This is a genomic window from Kosakonia sp. 1610 (assembly GCF_050435845.1).
GTDB lineage: Bacteria > Pseudomonadota > Gammaproteobacteria > Enterobacterales > Enterobacteriaceae > Kosakonia > Kosakonia cowanii.
This window is the reverse complement of sequence record NZ_JBNDKZ010000007.1, coordinates 1-17,160: the sequence shown is the minus strand read 5'-3', so window position 1 is coordinate 17,160 and position 17,160 is coordinate 1. Positions and strand designations below refer to the sequence as shown.

The 17,160-nt window shown below is 60.5% G+C and carries 19 protein-coding genes; 9 read left to right on the top strand and 10 right to left on the bottom strand.

Annotated features, from left to right (window positions below; all coding sequences use genetic code 11):
- Window positions 1-15: 15 nt before the first annotated feature.
- A complete protein-coding gene (locus ABIC80_RS17545; protein WP_413313173.1) occupies window positions 16-1,011 on the top strand; it encodes a LacI family DNA-binding transcriptional regulator in 996 nt (331 codons plus the stop codon).
- 162 nt (window positions 1,012-1,173) lie between these two features.
- Here ABIC80_RS17545 and ABIC80_RS17540 read toward each other — a convergent pair whose 3' ends face one another.
- On the bottom strand, window positions 1,174-2,034 hold the full coding sequence (locus tag ABIC80_RS17540; RefSeq protein WP_054804326.1) for an aldo/keto reductase family oxidoreductase: 861 nt from the start codon (window positions 2,032-2,034) through the stop codon (window positions 1,174-1,176).
- 167 nt (window positions 2,035-2,201) lie between these two features.
- Here ABIC80_RS17540 and ABIC80_RS17535 point away from each other — a divergent pair, with 167 nt between their 5' ends.
- Window positions 2,202-3,155: a GGDEF domain-containing protein gene (locus ABIC80_RS17535; protein ID WP_042714729.1), complete on the top strand. Its 954-nt coding sequence runs from the start codon at window positions 2,202-2,204 to the stop codon at window positions 3,153-3,155.
- Here ABIC80_RS17535 and hycI read toward each other — a convergent pair.
- From hycI to hycA, 9 genes are all read right to left on the bottom strand, one after another.
- Complete coding sequence (hycI, locus tag ABIC80_RS17530) at window positions 3,152-3,607, bottom strand: hydrogenase maturation peptidase HycI (protein ID WP_429178004.1); 456 nt, start codon at window positions 3,605-3,607, stop codon at window positions 3,152-3,154. The two genes, ABIC80_RS17535 and hycI, sit on opposite strands and share 4 nt — an antisense overlap.
- Complete coding sequence (locus ABIC80_RS17525) at window positions 3,600-4,010, bottom strand: formate hydrogenlyase maturation HycH family protein (RefSeq protein ID WP_242389172.1); 411 nt, start codon at window positions 4,008-4,010, stop codon at window positions 3,600-3,602. The genes hycI and ABIC80_RS17525 overlap by 8 nt, the downstream gene beginning before the upstream one ends.
- On the bottom strand, window positions 4,010-4,774 hold the full coding sequence (locus ABIC80_RS17520; protein WP_042714733.1) for an NADH-quinone oxidoreductase subunit B family protein: 765 nt from the start codon (window positions 4,772-4,774) through the stop codon (window positions 4,010-4,012). Before ABIC80_RS17520 ends, ABIC80_RS17525 begins: the two co-directional genes overlap by 1 nt.
- Window positions 4,774-5,316 carry a formate hydrogenlyase complex iron-sulfur subunit gene (locus ABIC80_RS17515; RefSeq protein WP_023480689.1) on the bottom strand — a complete coding sequence of 181 codons (543 nt, stop codon included), beginning with the start codon at window positions 5,314-5,316 and terminating at the stop codon, window positions 4,774-4,776. Before ABIC80_RS17515 ends, ABIC80_RS17520 begins: the two co-directional genes overlap by 1 nt.
- Window positions 5,317-5,333: 17 nt before the next feature.
- A complete protein-coding gene (gene hycE / locus ABIC80_RS17510; RefSeq protein WP_094421840.1) occupies window positions 5,334-7,043 on the bottom strand; it encodes a formate hydrogenlyase subunit HycE in 1,710 nt (569 codons plus the stop codon).
- 12 nt (window positions 7,044-7,055) lie between these two features.
- Window positions 7,056-7,982, bottom strand: a complete 927-nt coding sequence (locus tag ABIC80_RS17505) for a respiratory chain complex I subunit 1 family protein (protein WP_429178003.1) — start codon at window positions 7,980-7,982, stop codon at window positions 7,056-7,058.
- A gap of 2 nt (window positions 7,983-7,984) precedes the next feature.
- Window positions 7,985-9,799, bottom strand: coding sequence for a formate hydrogenlyase subunit 3 (hycC, locus tag ABIC80_RS17500; protein WP_429178002.1), 1,815 nt, complete (start codon window positions 9,797-9,799; stop codon window positions 7,985-7,987).
- The gene (locus tag ABIC80_RS17495) at window positions 9,796-10,404 is read right to left on the bottom strand and encodes a 4Fe-4S dicluster domain-containing protein (RefSeq protein ID WP_054804321.1); all 609 of its coding nucleotides are present in this window, start codon (window positions 10,402-10,404) and stop codon (window positions 9,796-9,798) included. The genes hycC and ABIC80_RS17495 overlap by 4 nt, the downstream gene beginning before the upstream one ends.
- Window positions 10,405-10,498: 94 nt before the next feature.
- Window positions 10,499-10,966: a formate hydrogenlyase regulator HycA gene (hycA, locus tag ABIC80_RS17490; RefSeq protein ID WP_023480582.1), complete on the bottom strand. Its 468-nt coding sequence runs from the start codon at window positions 10,964-10,966 to the stop codon at window positions 10,499-10,501.
- A gap of 197 nt (window positions 10,967-11,163) precedes the next feature.
- Between hycA and hypA the strand changes: the two genes are divergently transcribed.
- The 7 genes from hypA to ABIC80_RS17455 all read left to right on the top strand — a co-directional run.
- Complete coding sequence (hypA, locus tag ABIC80_RS17485; RefSeq protein WP_023480549.1) at window positions 11,164-11,511, top strand: hydrogenase maturation nickel metallochaperone HypA; 348 nt, start codon at window positions 11,164-11,166, stop codon at window positions 11,509-11,511.
- Window positions 11,512-11,514: 3 nt separating this feature from the next.
- On the top strand, window positions 11,515-12,387 hold the full coding sequence (gene hypB, locus ABIC80_RS17480) for a hydrogenase nickel incorporation protein HypB (RefSeq protein WP_429178001.1): 873 nt from the start codon (window positions 11,515-11,517) through the stop codon (window positions 12,385-12,387).
- Entirely contained in the window at window positions 12,378-12,650 is a 273-nt protein-coding gene (locus ABIC80_RS17475) for a HypC/HybG/HupF family hydrogenase formation chaperone (RefSeq protein WP_042718782.1), read from the top strand. Before hypB ends, ABIC80_RS17475 begins: the two co-directional genes overlap by 10 nt.
- Window positions 12,650-13,771: a hydrogenase formation protein HypD gene (hypD, locus tag ABIC80_RS17470; protein WP_429178000.1), complete on the top strand. Its 1,122-nt coding sequence runs from the start codon at window positions 12,650-12,652 to the stop codon at window positions 13,769-13,771. Before ABIC80_RS17475 ends, hypD begins: the two co-directional genes overlap by 1 nt.
- Window positions 13,768-14,778 carry a hydrogenase expression/formation protein HypE gene (gene hypE, locus ABIC80_RS17465; RefSeq protein ID WP_429177998.1) on the top strand — a complete coding sequence of 337 codons (1,011 nt, stop codon included), beginning with the start codon at window positions 13,768-13,770 and terminating at the stop codon, window positions 14,776-14,778. Before hypD ends, hypE begins: the two co-directional genes overlap by 4 nt.
- Before the next feature lie 43 nt (window positions 14,779-14,821).
- Window positions 14,822-16,903 (top strand): formate hydrogenlyase transcriptional activator FlhA, encoded by a 2,082-nt coding sequence (gene flhA / locus ABIC80_RS17460; RefSeq protein WP_128482238.1) that lies wholly within the window; start codon window positions 14,822-14,824, stop codon window positions 16,901-16,903.
- The coding region (locus ABIC80_RS17455; protein ID WP_429177996.1) for a hypothetical protein at window positions 16,896-17,160 on the top strand (265 nt) is incomplete at its 3' end. The genes flhA and ABIC80_RS17455, both read left to right, overlap by 8 nt.

The window sequence follows — 17,160 nt, the reverse complement described above, 5'->3', positions numbered from 1 at the left end:
GAGCGAGGATGAAGAATGGTAACGATACTGGATGTCGCACGGCTGGCTGGCGTCTCCAAAGCGACGGTATCGCGCGCGCTGAACGGCAAAGTCTTTGTCCGCGAAGAGGTTAAAGCCCGCATTATGCAGGCGATTGACGAAACGGGTTACAAGCCAAACCAACTGGCGCGCAACCTTGCCAATAACAAAACCAACTCCGTCGGTCTGGTGATCACTAACGGGCTCTACAACGGCCCGTTCTTCTCCAGCATGATTTACCACGCGGCGACCGACAGCGAAATGCACGGTCGTCAGCTGGTACTGGCGGACGGAAAACACAGCGCTCAAGAGGAGCGCGACGCTATCGACCTCCTGCTGTCGCTGCGCTGTGAAGCGATCCTCATCTACCCGAAATACCTGACGGTCGACGAGCTGGACGAGATTATTGATACCAGCGAGACGCCGATTGTGGTGATTAACCGCGAACTGAGCCGCAACCGCAGCCAGTGCGTGTTTGTTGACCACCAGCAGAGCAGTGAAAGGATGGTGGCGTATCTGCTGGCGCAGGGGCATACGCGTATTGCCTTTGTCGCCGGTTCCGAGGGTTCGCCCACCGGCGACAGCCGTCTGGCGGGGTATCACCAGGCGCTGCGCAACGCCGGAATCGAGCCGGACCCACAGTTGCTGGTGCGCGGCAGTTGGAGCACCGACAGCGGTTATGAGGCCGGGCGCGAGCTGCTGGCGCGCAATGTGCCGTTCAGCTGTGTGCTGGCGGGGAATGACGATATGGCGATTGGCGTGGCGAAAGCGTGTCAGGAGGCCGGGCTGCGCCTGCCGGAGGATGTTTCCCTTGCCGGGTTCGATGATTCGGTGATTGGCAAATATTACAACCCGGCGCTCACCACCCTGCATGTGCCGATGGATGAGATGATCCGCCACGCGGTGGCGATCCTTTTATTGCCGGACGAAACGCCCCCGCGCGCCCATCAGGGCGAGTTGGTGTGCCGCGAGTCGGTGGTTAAAGTTGGCTAATGCCTGATTTTTTGTAGGCCGGATAAGGCAAAGCCGCCATCCGGCAATGCAGCAGATTAATGCCTGATGGCGCTGCGCTTATCAGGCCTACGTAAACCGAACCGGTTGAGAGTTTTGTAGGCCGGATAAGGCGGGAGCCGCCATCCGGCAATGCCTGGCGCGCTACGCGCCGATGCTGTTTAACGTCTCCAGCGCCTCGCGCGGCAACACCAGCTTCGCGCTGGCGAGGTTCTCCTGCAGATGCTGCGGAGAGGAGGTGCCCGGGATCAGCAAAATATTGGGCGAACGCTGTAACAACCACGCCAGCGCCACCTGCATTGGCGTTGCATCAAGCTCCGCCGCTACCGCATTCAGCTCGCTCGATTGCAGCGGTGAAAAACCGCCAAGTGGGAAGAACGGCACAAAGGCGATGCCCTGCTCATTCAGACTATCAATCAGCGCGTCGTCCTGGCGGTTTGCCACGTTATAGAGATTCTGCACGCAGACGATGGGCGTCATCTTCTGCGCATCCGCCACCTGTTTCGCCGTCACGTTGCTGAGGCCAATATGGCGAATCAAGCCGCGATCTTTCAGCTTAATTAAGGTCTCCAGCGGCGCCTCCAGCGACCCTTCCGCCGGGCCGTGGGCACTAAACATCGCGCGCAGGTTCACCACATCCAGCACATCAAGCCCGAGATTGCGCAGGTTATCTTCCACCGCGCGGGTCAGCTCTTCATCACTAAAAGCGGGCAGCCAGTTGGCTTTCTCATCGCGGCGCGCGCCGACTTTGGTGACAATCGTCAGGTTATCCGGGTAGGGATGCAGCGCCTGCTTAATCAATTTATTGGTGACGTGCGGGCCGTAAAAATCACTGGTATCAATATGATTCACCCCGGCGGCCACCGCATCGCGCAGTACCTGCAACGCGCGCGCTTCGTCGGCCGGCGGGCCAAACACGCCAGGGCCTGCGAGCTGCATTGCACCATAACCCAGACGACCCACTTCGTTGTCGCCCAGACGATAAGTCAGCGAAAGTTCAGACATAGCATTGCTCCTGTGTGTTAAGTCAGTCGATTGTAGGCGGCGCGTCTGAAGGCGGCAATGCACCTTTTGTGCGAAGGGTAAAGCCCATCCTCAAGCCACGGATATATAACGCAATCGTTACAAGAAATGTCTACACTTTAGAAAACGGGCCCTATCGAGGATGTCATATGATTTTTCCAGCTATGCCAGTCAACGAAAAAGAGCGTCTGCACTCTTTATACATGATGGATCTGCTTGATAAAAAAGATGACGAACGCTTCGACCGCTTAACCCGCATGGCGAAAACCACCTTCGATGTGCCGATTGCGGTGATTAGCCTGCTCGATCGCGATCGCCAGTGGCTGCTCTCTCGCGGCGGCATCGATACCCACGAAACCCCGCGTAACCTCTCTTTCTGCGCCCACGCCATTCTCGAAGAGGGCGTCTTTATTGTGAAAGATACCCAGATGGATACGCGCTTTGCCGATAACCCCTTCGTCACCGGCGAGCCGTGGGTGCGTTTCTACGCCGGTTGCCCGGTGCGTCTGCCGGATGGCGCCATTGCCGGTACCATCTGCATTATTGATACCTACCCGCGCCCCTTCTCCAGCGCGGAGATCAACACCCTGCTCGATTTCGCCGCCATCGTCGAAGATGAGTTTTTAATTCTCAGTATGGCGATGACCGATGCCCTGACCGGCATGCCCAACAGCCGCGGCTTTTACCGCTCCGGCGAGAAGCGCTTCACCTTGTCGAAAGAGCACAACACCCCCTTCAGCCTGCTCTATTTCAGCATCGACAACCTGAAGTCGATCAATGAAGTGCTGGGCAGTAAAGAGGGGGATGCGGTGGTGAAAACCTTCGCCAGCACGCTGACGAAATGCCTGCAGGAGCAGGATATCGCCGCGCGCATGGGTGGCGGGGAGTTTGCCGTGCTGCTCAGTAACAGCGCCGAGCACGATGTCGATGCCTTCCTCTTCGACCTGCAAACGCGAATGGACGCGCTGGAGGTGAGCGGCGGCAAAAACTATCACATCAACTACTCTCACGGTGTGATTGAGCAGGATGAGAAGTACACCACTCTGCGCGACATGCTGGAGGAGAGCGGCAAAGTGATGTACGCAGAGAAACGTCGCCGTTAAAGGGTGGCGAAACCGCCCTGCCCTTGCCAGCCCTCAAGCCGCTGATAGATCGTCTCTACCGCCGCCTTCACCGGCGGCGTCATCGGGTAGTAAAAGCCGACGATATCGGGCTGAATACCGAGGAAAATCACCTCGCCCACATCCTCTTTCAGCTGATCGATCAGGTAGTTGAGCGGCATATTGTGGGTGGTCATCATAAACATCTCGGCGATGTCGTCCGGGTTAACCACACGGATCTCGCCAGGGTTAAGCCCCATATCGGTGGCATCGACCAGCAACAGCCGTGCCGGGCGCAAATCACGGATCGCGGCGACATTATTCTCCGGCGCGCTACCGCCATCAATCACCCGCCACTCTCCGGCAGGTTTCGCGGCGCACATCTCCGCCAGCAGCGGGCCTGCGCCATCATCGCCCATCATGCTGTTGCCGACACAGAGTAAAACGTCAGTCACGTAACCTCCTGACCATCAGATAGATGGCGCTCTCCTGGTAAATATCATGCAGCATCGACAGTAACTCGCGGCTCCACGCCTGCTGCGTTGCGGTTTGCTGCGCCAGCGCGCGGTCAAACGCGTTCGCCAGCAGCATCACATGCGTACTGTCGATAACAATTTCGCCATAGCGCGGCACCCCTTCCATTTTTCGCCGCGCTTCGCTGCCCGCTTCAAGGGTGGCAATCCACGCCAGATAGTCGTCCCACGAGCAGGTGAGCGCCGCCTCCAGACAGTCGATCACCCCAAGATGGTGGCCAATAGCCAGACTGTAGTAGACCACCTGCTGCGCCTGCGGCGGCGTCGCCTCGTTTTCGTCGATAAATTTGCGCCGCAGCTGGCTAAAGACCACCGTTTCGCCCATCAGATTTTCGCCTCCTGCACCACCTGGTTAAGGTGGCTGACAATCTCCGTCAGGCGCGGATCGTTCTCCTGCGCCAGCCAGTTCATCACTTCATGCTCGCCGAGGGTGCGCAGGCGCAGGTAGTCATCGGCAATCTGGCGGCCATAGCGATAACCCGCCAGCCGACGCGCGGTGCGATCCACTTTGACCCGCAGCGGCTGCACCATCTGCGGATGGAGGATCTCCGCCGGTTGATCGTCCTGCTCGCCGGGGAGGCGGGCGTGAATTTTCTGCTCCAGCAGCCCGAGCGCCATCGCAAAGCCATACAGCGTGGCGGCAGGCGTCGGCGGGCAGCCGGGAATATAGACATCGACCGGCACGATCTTGTCCGTTCCGCCCCAGACGCAGTAGAGATCGTGGAAGATCCCGCCGCTATTGCCGCAGGCACCGTAGGAGATGCAGATCTTCGGATCGGGCGCCGATTGCCAGGCGCGTAACGCCGGGGAGCGCATCGCGCGGGTGACCGCACCGGTAAAGAGCAAAATATCGGCGTGACGTGGCGACGGCACTACCTTGATACCGAAGCGTTCGGCATCGAACAGCGGCGAAAGGGTAGCGAAAATTTCGATTTCACAACCGTTGCAGCCACCGCAATCCACGCGGTAAACGTAGGCTGAGCGTTTGATCTTCTTCAGCAGCGAGGCTTTCATGCTGGCGATGGACTCCTCCACCGTCATCGGCAGCGGAATGCCCTCTGCGTCGCGCGGTCCAATAAGCTGGCTCATTAGCTGGCCTCTCTCATATGGCGGGTCAATTCAATCCGGTCGGTTGGCACCAGGCACTGCTGGCGTTTACAGGCCGGGCAGGTTTCAAAGCTGGCGCGGTGCGCTTCGGCGCGGGTGTCGCCGTTATGCGCCAGCAGCGCGATGGCGTAATCGATCTCTTTTTGTACGGCAAAGGGGCGCGCGCATTCGCGGCACTGGCACAGCTCAAAGCGCGACTGTTGCAGAAAGTCGGCCTTGTTCCACACCGCCAGCTCATACTCCTGCGACAGGGTAATCGCCGCCGTCGGGCAGACCTCTTCGCAGCGGGCGCAGAAGATGCAGCGCCCAAGATTAAACTGCCAGGCCTGCTCGCCGGTGGCAAGATCGGTCTCTACCGTCAGCGCATTAGAGGGGCAGGCGTTGACGCACGCCGCGCAGCCGATGCACTGCTGCGGGTTGTGCTGCGGCTTACCGCGAAAATTTTTATCAACTGGCATCGGCGACAGCGGATAGTCGCTTGTCGGCGCGCCGGTTTTGATCACTTTTTTGATAAAGGTAAACATGGCTTGCAACGCTCCTTCTATTTCAGCGGCGAGTGCTTACGCTCAATGCTGTAGCGCTCCAGCTCTTTGTAGGGCACCACCTGGCTCTTTTTCTTGCGTACATCCACCACCGTCATGCGGTCGGTGCAGGAGTAACAGGGATCGAGGCTGCCGATAATCAGCGGCGCGTCAGAGACGGTATTGCCGCGCAGCATATAGCGCAGGGTCGGCCAGTTGGCGTAGGTCGCCGCGCGGCAGCGCCAGCGGTAGAGTTTCTGGTTGTCGCCGGTCATGCTCCAGTGGATATCATCCCCGCGCGGCGCTTCGGAAAAGCCAAGAGCAAAGCGGTGCGGAATATAGGTAAAGCCCTCCACCATCAGCGGGCCGCCGGGCAGATTATCGAGACCAAAATCAATCATATTCAGGGCGGTAAAGACTTCGTTGATACGCACTTTCAGGCGCGAAATCACATCGCAGCCCTGCTCGGTGTGGACGGTCATTGGCAGCAGGCCGTAACCAACAAACGGGTGATCGGCGCGGGTGTCGCGAGCGTGGCCGCTGGCGCGCACCATCGGGCCAACGTTGCTAAAGTCGCGGGCGATTTGCGGATCGAGGCGGCCAATCCCCACCGTGCGCTGCTCAATATTCGGCGTGCTTAACAGCATATCGACCAGCTCCTGCACATCGCGGCGCATCTGCTGCGCCAGCTGGCGGGTCTGGATCATCTCATCCTTCAGCATGTCGCGGCGGATACCACCAATCAGGTTCAGGCCGTAGGTTTTACGCGCCCCGGTGAGAATTTCCGCCATCTTCATTGAGGTTTCACGCACGCGGAAGAACTGCATAAAGCCGGAGTCAAAGCCGACAAAGTGGCAGGCCAGGCCGAGGTTGAGCAGGTTGGAGTGCAGGCGCTCGACCTCAAGCAAAATGGCGCGGATCATCTGCGCGCGCTCCGGCACCACAATGCCCATCGCGTTCTCCACCGAGGTGGTGTAAGCGGTGCTGTGGGCAAAGCCGCAGATGCCGCAAACACGATCCGACAGGAAGGTCACCTCGTTGTAACCCATGCGGGTCTCCGCCAGCTTTTCCATGCCGCGGTGGACATAGAACATGCGGTAATCGGCGTCGATAATGTTCTCGCCATCAACGAACAGGCGGAAATGGCCCGGTTCATCAGAGGTGACGTGCAGCGGGCCAATCGGCACCACATTGTTCTTCTTATCGCCCAGTTCGTTGATGAACTCGTAGGTTTCCGCATCGGTGGTTGGCGCGGGGCGCTGGCGGTAATCCATGCTGTCTTTGCGCAACGGATAGAGTTCATCCGGCCAGTCGTCGGGCAGCACCAGACGGCGCTCATCGGGCAGGCCTACCGGGATCAGGCCATACATATCGCGCACTTCGCGCTCGCCCCATACTGCCGCCGGCACGCGCGGCGTGACGGAGGGGTACTCCGGTTTCAGGGCATCCACTTCGACGCGCACGGTGATCCAGCACTTGACGCCCTGCTCCATCGACAACACGTAGTAAACGGCGAAGTGGCCATTGAGCTTGCGCTCATCGTTGCCAAACAGCACCGACAGCCAGCCGCCCTGCTGGTAGTAGAGAAACTCGACCACTTCCGGCAGGTAGTTGATTTTGATGGTCAGGGTCAGCTGATCCTTCGTCTGCCATGCGCTCTCCAGCACCACGCCGGGGAACTTCTCATGCAGCGCGGCAAGGTAGTGTTGGCCGATCTTTTCTTCAGACATAGATAAACTCTCTTAATAGGTCGCCAGCAAGGAGACAAAGGCCAGGAAGGCGACGCCGAAACCGGCCCAGGTGACGCGCGAAGCGGCAACAAAACGCAGGCGTGCCATGCTGTTTTCAAACAGGGCGATAACCAGTACGCCGAGCAGCAGTTTCAGCAGCGCGACAACCAGCGCCAGCAGCAGCCCGCCAACGCTGAAGGCGGTCATCTGCCCCCAGGGTAAAAAGACGCCGACAAACAGTTGCAGCACCACCAGCTGTTTCAGGCTGATGCCCCACTTGAGGATGGCGAAGCCGCTGCCGCTGTACTCGGAGAGCGGCCCCTCCTGCAACTCCTGCTCCGCTTCCGCCAGATCGAACGGCAGCTTGCCCATCTCAATAAAGGTGGCGAAGGCGCAGGCGCAGAGCGCAAGAAACAGCGGCAGGCTGGCGTGCAGCGGCCAGTGATAAACGGTGTCAGTAATGTGGGTGATATGGGTTGATCCGGCGACCAGCGCCGCCACCCACAAGCCCAACAGCAGGATCGGCTCCACCAGCACGCCGAGCATCGCTTCGCGGCTGGCACCCAGCCCGGTGAAGGGGCTACCGGTATCCAGCCCGGCGATGGCGAAGAAGAAGCGGGCAATGGCGAAGAGGTAGATAAGGGTAATCAGATCGCCGAGCAGCGGCATCGGTGAGGCCACTGTCACTACCGGCAGCGCGGTGGCCACCGTCAGCATCACGCCAACCATCACCAGCGGCGTCAGACGAAAGACCCAGCCGGAAGCCGCCGGGGCAATGCTCTGCCGCCCGAGCAGTTTGAACAGATCGCGATACTCCTGCAGCACGCCCGGCCCGCGCCGGTTATGCAGACGCGCACGCGCCACGCGGCTGATGCCGGAAAGCAGCGGCGCAAGGGCGAACAGCACCAGCGCCTGTACAACAGCAAACAGAAAACTCATCTTCAGGCTCCTCGGGAAATCACCACAACCACCAGCACCGCCAGCTCAATCAGCGCCAGGCGACGAAACAGCAGCGGCGCGGCGTCGCCCCGCCAGACGGGCAGCGACAGCGTTGGCTCCAGCCATTTTCGCAGCGCGAGTATCGGCGCGAAGGCCGCTTTAACCGGCATCGCAAAACCGTGGGCGGTGATGACCATCGACGCTTCATGGTCGTAACCACACACCCACGCCGCCCCCCTGCTGCGCGACGGCAGACGGTCGCCCTTCAGCAGCAAGAGCAGCACCAGCGGCAGCAGCGTTGCGGCAATCAGCAGCAGGGCAATCATCGGTTGCGACACCACGGTGTTCGCCGTTTCAAGCGGCAGCGGCACGGCACTGAACAGGCGCGGCAGCAGCCACGGCGCGGCAACCCCGCCAATCACACAGCAGATCGCCAGCGCCGCTACGCTTACACTCATCAGCCACGGCAGCGGGCGCGGGTTTTCCGCCTGCGCGCTGCGCGGTGCGCCAAGAAAAGTGACGCCATAGACTTTCGCCATGCACATCACCGCCAGCGCGCCGGTAATTGCCAGCCCGACCGCCAGCAGCGGCCCCATCACTTGCAGAAGAAAATTGCCGCTGGCGCTTAAGCGGAAGAAGGCCTGGTAGATCACCCACTCGCCGGCGAAACCGTTGAGCGGCGGCAGCGCGGCCATCGCCATCAGGCCAACCAGCATCGCCAGCGAGATAAGCGGCATGCGTTTACCGAGGCCGCCCAGTTTTTCGATATCGCGAAAACCGGTAGCAAACCAGAGCGCGCCCGCACCGAGAAACAGCGTGCTTTTAAACAGGCTGTGGTTGAAAAGATGATAGAGACCGCCGACCAGCCCGAGCGCCACCAGCGCAGGCTGGCGCAGCGCAAGCCCGGTGATGCCCGCGCCAAGGCCGAGCAGGATAATGCCGATATTCTCCAGCGTGTGGTAAGCCAGCAGCCGCTGAATGTTGTGCTCCATCAGCGCATACAGCCCGCCGACAAACGCCGTCAGCAGACCAAACGCCAGCAGCAGCACGCCCCACCACAGCGGCGGTTGCCCGCCAAGTAAAGAGAGCGTCAGGATGCCGAACAGGCCAACTTTCATCACCACGGCGGAGAAGAGCGCCGCCGCCGGAGCCGGGGCGTTGGCATGGGCCTGCGGTACCCAGGCGTGCAGCGGGATAATCCCCGCCAGCAGGCCAAAACCAATCACGCCAAGCAGCCAGGTGCCGCCGCTCAGCGGGTGCAGGCTCAGCACGCTGAAATTGAGGGTCTGGTAGCGCTGCCACAGCAGCCAGCAGAGCAGCGCCAGCAGCAGCGTGCCGAGACGCCCGAGGGCGAACCAGAGTTTGCCGGAGGCGCTGCACCCGGTGAGGAACACCGCGCAGAGCGCCATGATCTCCGCCATTACCACCAGCGCGCCAAGGTTGGCTGCGCTCACCGCGCAGATCGCCGCCGCCAGCAGGAGGTTAATCAACAGGCCATTGGCTTTTACCGCCTGATGGCGGTGCCACGCCAGGTTATAGAGGCTGATAAAGAAACCGCAGACACCAAGCGTCAGCAGCCAGACGGCGCCGAGCGGCGTGAGTAACAGTTGAAGATTAATCAGCGGCACACTACCGCTCACGGTTTGCCCGTCGAGCAGCGCACCAAGACCAGCCGCCGTCGCCAGCAGGCAGCCCACCGCACCACCCAGCCCCGCGAAGAAGCCGCTCAGGGGTTTGAACGCACTCAGCAGGCCCGCCAGCAGCGCAGCAGCGCTCAGTGTGACGACCGCTGCGCTCAGCAAAGAGAAAAGCGTCATTTTGCACTCCCGTTATTCTGCGCAAACCGCGCCAGATCGCCGTAATCGCTATTAAGGGTCTGCTCGCGTTTGCGGCGGCTGGCGCGATTGATATCGTGCGGGCTGACCAGGTGCAGCGCCTTGGTCGGACACATGCGCACGCAGGCCGGGCCGTCGGCGTCGAAGTAGCAGAGGTCGCACTTCACGGCGATGGCGCGCACGCCCGGCACCCAGTCGAGCAGCGAACTCACTTTCGCAGGCATCGGCGGCGCGGCGGGTGCTTTTGGCGTGTTGACGTTGGCCGGAATATCCAGCGGACGGCTGCCGGAAAACTCAATCGCGCCGAACGGACAGGCAATCGCGCAGAGCTTACAGCTGACGCAGAGGCTCTCATTGAGCTGCACCGCGCCATCCACGCGGTTGATGGCGTTCACCGGGCAGACCCCGGCGCAGGGCGCATCTTCACAGTGGTGGCACTGCTGCGGCGCGGATTCATGATGGCTGCGCATGACGCGCAGGCGCGGCATCGCCTGCAATCCATACGCGCGGTGCGTCTCGGCGCAGGCCGCCTCGCAGGTGTGGCAGCCAATACAGAGCGCCGGGTCGGCAATTACAAAACGGTTCACCAGTCGATCCTCAGGTGAGTCGCCCGCTTACGGGCAGTCATTTTTGACGAAACATGTCGATAGGTGTCATGTCGACACCTGTCGACACTCCAGCTCAGGCCAGCACCGGCGAGTGCCCGTCGCGGGCAAGGGTGGTGAGGTTGACCGGCGTATCGGCTTCCATTGCGGCATAGAGGTTGTCGTAGACGGCGGCGAGTTTGCCGAGGTAGTGCTCAAGCACCTTTTCGCGATCGCGGACCTCAAACAGGCCATCAATTTTCCCGTCGCTGGTGAGCCGCGCTTCGGCGATTAAACGCTTCTCTTCACTGCCTTTATTGGCAATCGCGTACTCAATGGTATGGCCGTTAAAGCCGCCGCTCAGGGTGATATAAACCGTGAAGTGATCGAACAGCACGAAGCAGAGCTGCTGCTCCGGCGCACAGCCAATGGTGTGGTGCAAACGCGCTTTGGCGAGCGTAATGCCCTGAACCAGCGTATTGCAGTAACTGCGCCACGCCTCTTGCAGACGGTGGTGCCGTCCGGCGATGTAATCCGCCTTTTCGCTAATTTCCCAAATCGTCATCTCAGCTTACCCGCTTAATTGAAACAACTGCTGATAAGCATCATCCATGCCAGTTTTTAAGCTACTGATTTTAATTGCTTTTATAAAAATAAAGGCGAATTTCGACGTGTCATCTCGTCATTGTCGTCATCGTCACCCTGACTAAATCGGGAGTGGCACTGTTATTGCATTAGCAGGGGAAATGATAAGGAGGCGTTATGCATGAAATCACGTTGTGCCAGCGCGCGCTGGAGGTGATTGAACAACAGGCGGCGGCAAATGGCGCACGCAAGGTCACCGGCGTCTGGCTGAAGGTGGGCGCATTTTCTTGCGTCGAAACGGACGCTTTAACGTTTTGTTTTGATCTGGTCTGCCGCGGCAGCCTGGCGGAAGGTTGTAGACTGCATATCGAACAACAACAGGCCGAGTGCTGGTGTGAGTCTTGCCAGCAGTATGTGACGTTACTCAGTCAGCGTGTACGCCGCTGTCCACAATGCCACAGCGACCAGTTGCAGATCGTCGCCGACGACGGTATGCAAATTCAGCGACTGGAAATTGAGGAGTAAGCAATGTGTACGACATGTGGTTGTCAGGATGGAAACCGCTATATAGAAGGCGATGAACATAACCCCCACTCCGCCTTTCGCAGCGCCCCCTTCGCTCCGGCGACGCGCCCGGCGCTGACCATTACCGGGGTCAAAACCGATGCGTTCAGCCCGACTCAGCTCGACGAAGGCGATCTACATTATGGACACGGCGCAGCGGGAACCCACGCGCCGGGCATCAGCCAGCGGCGGATGCTGGAAGTTGAGATCGACGTGCTGGATAAGAACAACCGCATCGCCGCCCGCAACCGCGCGCGCTTCGCGGCCCGCCAGCAGCTGGTGCTGAATCTCGTCTCCAGCCCCGGCTCCGGCAAAACCACTCTGCTCACGGAAACCCTGCTGCGCCTGAAAAACCGCCTCCCCTGCGCGGTGATTGAGGGCGATCAGCAAACCGTTAACGACGCCGCGCGCATCCGCGCCACCGGCACCCCGGCGATTCAGGTGAATACCGGCAAAGGCTGCCACCTCGACGCGCAGATGATTGCCGATGCCGCACCGCGTCTGCCGCTGGCCGAGCAGGGCATCATGTTTATTGAGAACGTCGGCAATCTGGTCTGCCCGGCGAGTTTCGATCTTGGCGAACGGCATAAAGTGGCAGTGCTCTCCGTAACTGAAGGCGAGGATAAGCCGCTCAAATATCCGCATATGTTCGCCGCCGCCTCGCTGATGTTACTCAACAAAGTCGATCTGCTCCCCTACCTCAACTTCGATGTTGAGCAGTGCATCGCCTATGCGCGGGAGGTGAACCCGGAGATTGAGATCCTGCTGGTTTCCGCCACCAAAGGCGACGGTATGGACGCGTGGCTTGAGTGGCTGGAGGCGCAACGATGTGCATAGGCGTTCCGGGGCAAATCTGCGCCATTGACGGCCTGCAGGCGAAAGTTGATGTCAGCGGCATCCAGCGCAATGTCGATTTAACACTGGTTGGCAGTGAAGATGAGCAGGGTCGCTCGCGTATCGGCCAGTGGGTGCTGGTGCACGTCGGCTTTGCCATGAGCATTATCAACGAAGCGGAAGCGCGCGAAACGCTGGCGGCGCTGCAAAACATGTTTGACGTTGAGCCGGATGTCGGCGCGCTGCTCTACGGCGAGGAGGGATAATGCGCTTTGTCGATGAATACCGCGCGCCGGAGCAGGTGATGCAGCTTATCGCCCGCCTGCGTGAACGCGCTAACGCACTGGCTTACACCGCTGCGCGACCGCTGCGCATTATGGAGGTGTGCGGCGGCCACACCCACGCCATTTTCAAATTTGGCCTCGACCAGCTGCTGCCGGAGAATATTGAGTTTATCCACGGCCCCGGCTGCCCGGTCTGCGTCTTGCCGATGGGGCGCATCGACACCTGCGTGGAGATCGCCAGCCACCCGGAGGTGATCTTCTGCACCTTCGGCGACGCCATTCGCGTACCGGGCAAAAACGGCTCACTGTTACAGGCGAAGGCGCGCGGCGCGGATGTGCGCATCGTCTACTCGCCACTTGATGCGCTGGCGCTGGCGGAGAAAAACCCGCAGCGTAAGGTGGTCTTTTTTGGCCTCGGCTTCGAAACCACCATGCCTGCCACCGCGATTACGCTACAGCAGGCGAAGGCGCGGGATATCAACAACTTCTGGTTCTTCTGCCAGCACATCACGCTGATCCCGACCCTGCGCAGCCTGCTTGAGCAGCCCGATAACGGCATTGACGCCTTTCTCGCGCCCGGCCACGTCAGCATGGTGATTGGCACCGACGCCTATACCTTTATCGCCGATGAGTTTCAGCGCCCGCTGGTGGTCGCCGGTTTTGAGCCGCTCGACCTGTTACAGGGCGTGCTGATGCTGGTCGAGCAGAAAGTTGCCGCCCAAAGCCGGGTGGAGAACCAGTATCGCCGCGTAGTGCCGGATGAGGGCAACCGGCGGGCGCAAGAGGCGATTGCCGACGTTTTCACCGTGCGCGGCGACAGCGAGTGGCGCGGGCTGGGGATGATTGGCGAGTCGGGCGTGCATCTGACCGCTCCCTATCAGCGTTTTGATGCCGAAGCCCATTTCCAGCCAGCCATGCAGCAGGTGTACGACGACCCGCGCGCCCGCTGCGGCGACGTGCTGACCGGGCGCTGCAAACCGCACCACTGCCCGCTGTTTGGCAACACCTGTAATCCACAAAGCGCCTTTGGCGCGCTGATGGTCTCCTCTGAAGGAGCCTGCGCCGCCTGGTATCACTATCGTGCTCAGGAGTGTGAAGTATGAATGAGGTTCAGATGGCGCACGGCAGCGGCGGCCAGGCGATGAAGCAGCTAATCGGCGAACTCTTTATGCAGGCCTTCGCCAACCCCTGGCTGGCGGAGCAGGAGGATCAGGCGCGCCTCGATCTCACGGCGCTGGCGGCGGGCGGTGACAGGCTTGCCTTCTCCACCGACAGCTATGTGATTGACCCGCTTGTTTTCCCCGGCGGCGATATCGGCAAACTCGCCGTCTGCGGCACCGCCAATGATGTGGCGGTCAGCGGCGCGATCCCGCGCTACCTCTCCTGCGGCTTTATCCTCGAAGAGGGGCTGTCGATGGCAACCCTGAAACAGGTGGTGGAGAGCATGGCCGCGACTGCCCGCAACGCCGGGATCGCCATTGTCACCGGCGACACCAAAGTGGTGCAGCGCGGCGCGGCGGATAAGCTGTTTATTAATACCGCCGGTATTGGTGCGATCCCCGCCACTATTCACTGGGCGGCGGCCTCGTTACAGCCGGGCGATGTGCTGCTGGCAAGCGGCACGCTGGGCGACCACGGCGCGACGATCCTCAACCTGCGTGAAGGGCTGGGGCTCGACGGGGAGTTAAGCAGCGACTGCGCGGTGCTGACGCCGTTAATTGAGACGCTGCGCGATCTGCCCGGCGTCAAAGCTTTGCGCGACGCAACGCGCGGCGGCGTCAACGCGGTGGTGCATGAGTTTGCCGCCGCCTGCGGACATGGCATTGAATTACAAGAGAGCAAATTGCCGATTAACCCGGCGGTGCGCGGCGTGTGTGAACTGCTGGGGCTGGATGCGCTTAACTTCGCCAATGAGGGCAAACTGGTGATCGCCGTTGCGCGCGACAGCGCCGAACTGGCGCTCAGCCGCTTACGCGCCCACCCTTTAGGTAAAGACGCCGCGATGATTGGTGAAGTCGTCGAACAACAGGGCGTGCGGTTAGCCGGGCTTTACGGCGTGAAACGCCTGTTAGATCTCCCCCATGCGGAGCCGTTACCGCGGATCTGCTAGTTGTTATTTTTCACACCTGTTGGTGTGTTTCTGGATGAGCAAAATGTCGTATACACCGATGAGCGATCTCGGACAGCAAGGGCTTTTCGATATCACGCGGATATTATTACAGCAGCCGAACGTGGCGGCGCTCAGCGAAACGCTGGCGCAGCTGGCGCGTCAGGCGGGGCTGGCGCAGGGCGCGGCGATTGTGCTGTGGCATGCGGATAGCCACCGCGCGAGCCGCTACAGTGTTCAGACAACGGAAAAGGGCGCGGAGTATGGCGATCAGGCGCTGCTGGCGAGCGGGCCGGTGCGGCATATTCTCTCGCACCCGCAGGCGCTGCACTGCACGGCGGAGCTGTTTAATGAGACCTGGCCCGTCCTTGCCGCAAGCGGGCTTTACCCACCCTTCGCCCACTACGCGCTGCTGCCGCTGGCGGCGGAGGGGCAGATTTTCGGCGGCTGCGAGTTCTTTCGCTATGACGACCAGCCCTGGAGCGAGCGCGAGCTGGAGCGCCTTAATACGCTGACGCAGTTAGTCGCGGTGGTGGCCGAACAGTTGCAGACCCGCGACCGGCGCACGCCGGACTATGCCCTGCTCAGCCAGGAGCGCAACGATTACCGCATTCTGGTCGCCATTACCAATGCCGTGCTCTCGCGGCTGCATATGGATGAGCTGGTGAGCGAAGTCGCCAAAGAGATCCACTACTACTTCGGCATTGACGCCATCAGCCTGGTGCTGCGCGGCAGCCGCAAAGGCAAGCTGACCATCTACTCCACGCACTACCTTGATGAGGCCAATCCGACGCATGAAACCCAGGAGGCGGACGAGGCGGGCACGCTGACGGAACGCGTGTTCCTGAGTAAAGAGATGCTGCTGCTCAACCTGCACGAGCGCGACAAGCTTGCCCCCTATGAGCGGATGCTGTTTGAGACCTGGGGCAACCAGATCCAGACGCTCTGCCTGCTGCCACTGATGTCGGGCAAAAACCTGCTCGGCGTGCTGAAGCTGGCGCAGTGCCAGAAAGAGGTCTTTACCCAGGCGAACCTCAAGCTGCTGCGCCAGATCGCCGAGCGTATCGCCATTGCGGTGGATAACGCGCTGGCCTACCAGGAGATCCATCGCCTGAAGGAGCGGCTGGTGGATGAGAACCTCGCGCTGACCGAGCAGCTTAATAAGGTCGACAGTGAGTTTGGCGAGATTATCGGCCGCAGCGAGGCGATGTCGCGGGTGCTGAAACAGGTGGAGATGGTGGCGCGCAGTAACAGCACGGTGCTGATCCTCGGCGAAACCGGCACCGGTAAGGAGCTGATTGCCCGTGCTATCCACAATCTGAGCGAGCGCAACAGCCGCCGGATGGTGAAGATGAACTGCGCGGCGATGCCGGCCGGATTGATGGAGAGCGATCTTTTTGGTCATGAGCGCGGCGCGTTTACCGGCGCCAGCGCCCAGCGCATCGGCCGCTTTGAGCTGGCGGATAAGAGCTCGCTGTTTCTTGATGAGGTGGGCGATATGCCGCTCGAGCTGCAACCGAAGCTGCTGCGCGTGTTGCAGGAGCAGGAGTTTGAGCGGCTCGGCAGTAACAAATTGATCCGCACCGATGTGCGGTTGATCGCCGCCACCAATCGCGATCTGAAGAAGATGGTCGCCGATCGCGAGTTTCGCAGCGATCTTTACTACCGTCTGAATGTGTTTCCTATCCAGCTGCCGTCGCTGCGCGAGCGCCCGGAGGATATTCCGCTGCTGGTGAAAGCTTTCACCTTTAAAATCGCCCGCAAGATGGGGCGCAATATCGACAGTATTCCGGCGGAAACCCTGCGGGTGCTGAGCGCGATGGAGTGGCCGGGGAATGTGCGTGAACTGGAGAATATGATTGAGCGCGCGGTGCTGCTGACGCGCGGCAATGTGTTGCAGCTTTCGATGGCGGAGATCGCCATGCCGCCCATGCCCGCGACGCCGCCCGCCGAGTCGCCGCGCGACGGGGAGGATGAGTATCAGCTGATTGTGCGCGTGTTAAAGGAGACCAACGGCGTGGTCGCCGGGCCAAAAGGTGCCGCGCAGCGGTTGGGGCTGAAGCGCACGACGCTGCTCTCACGTATGAAACGGCTGGGGATTGATAAGGATGATTTGTCGGGTGGATAAAATTCAGGTGCCATCCGGCAACCTTTTTGAACGCCAATGCCGGATGGCGCTTGCGCTTATCCGGCCTACGCCGTTTCAGAAACAGGGTTTTGTAGGCCTGATAAGGCGCAGCTGCCATCAGGCATTCCTTCAGCAACACAGATTTTCCCTTTACATCAAGTCTCACAGCGAGGGGGTTGTGTCCCCGCTGAAATCGGCGAACCGAAGCGTGAATGACAAGGTCTGGACGCCATGGATGGCGGACAGAGGCGAACCGA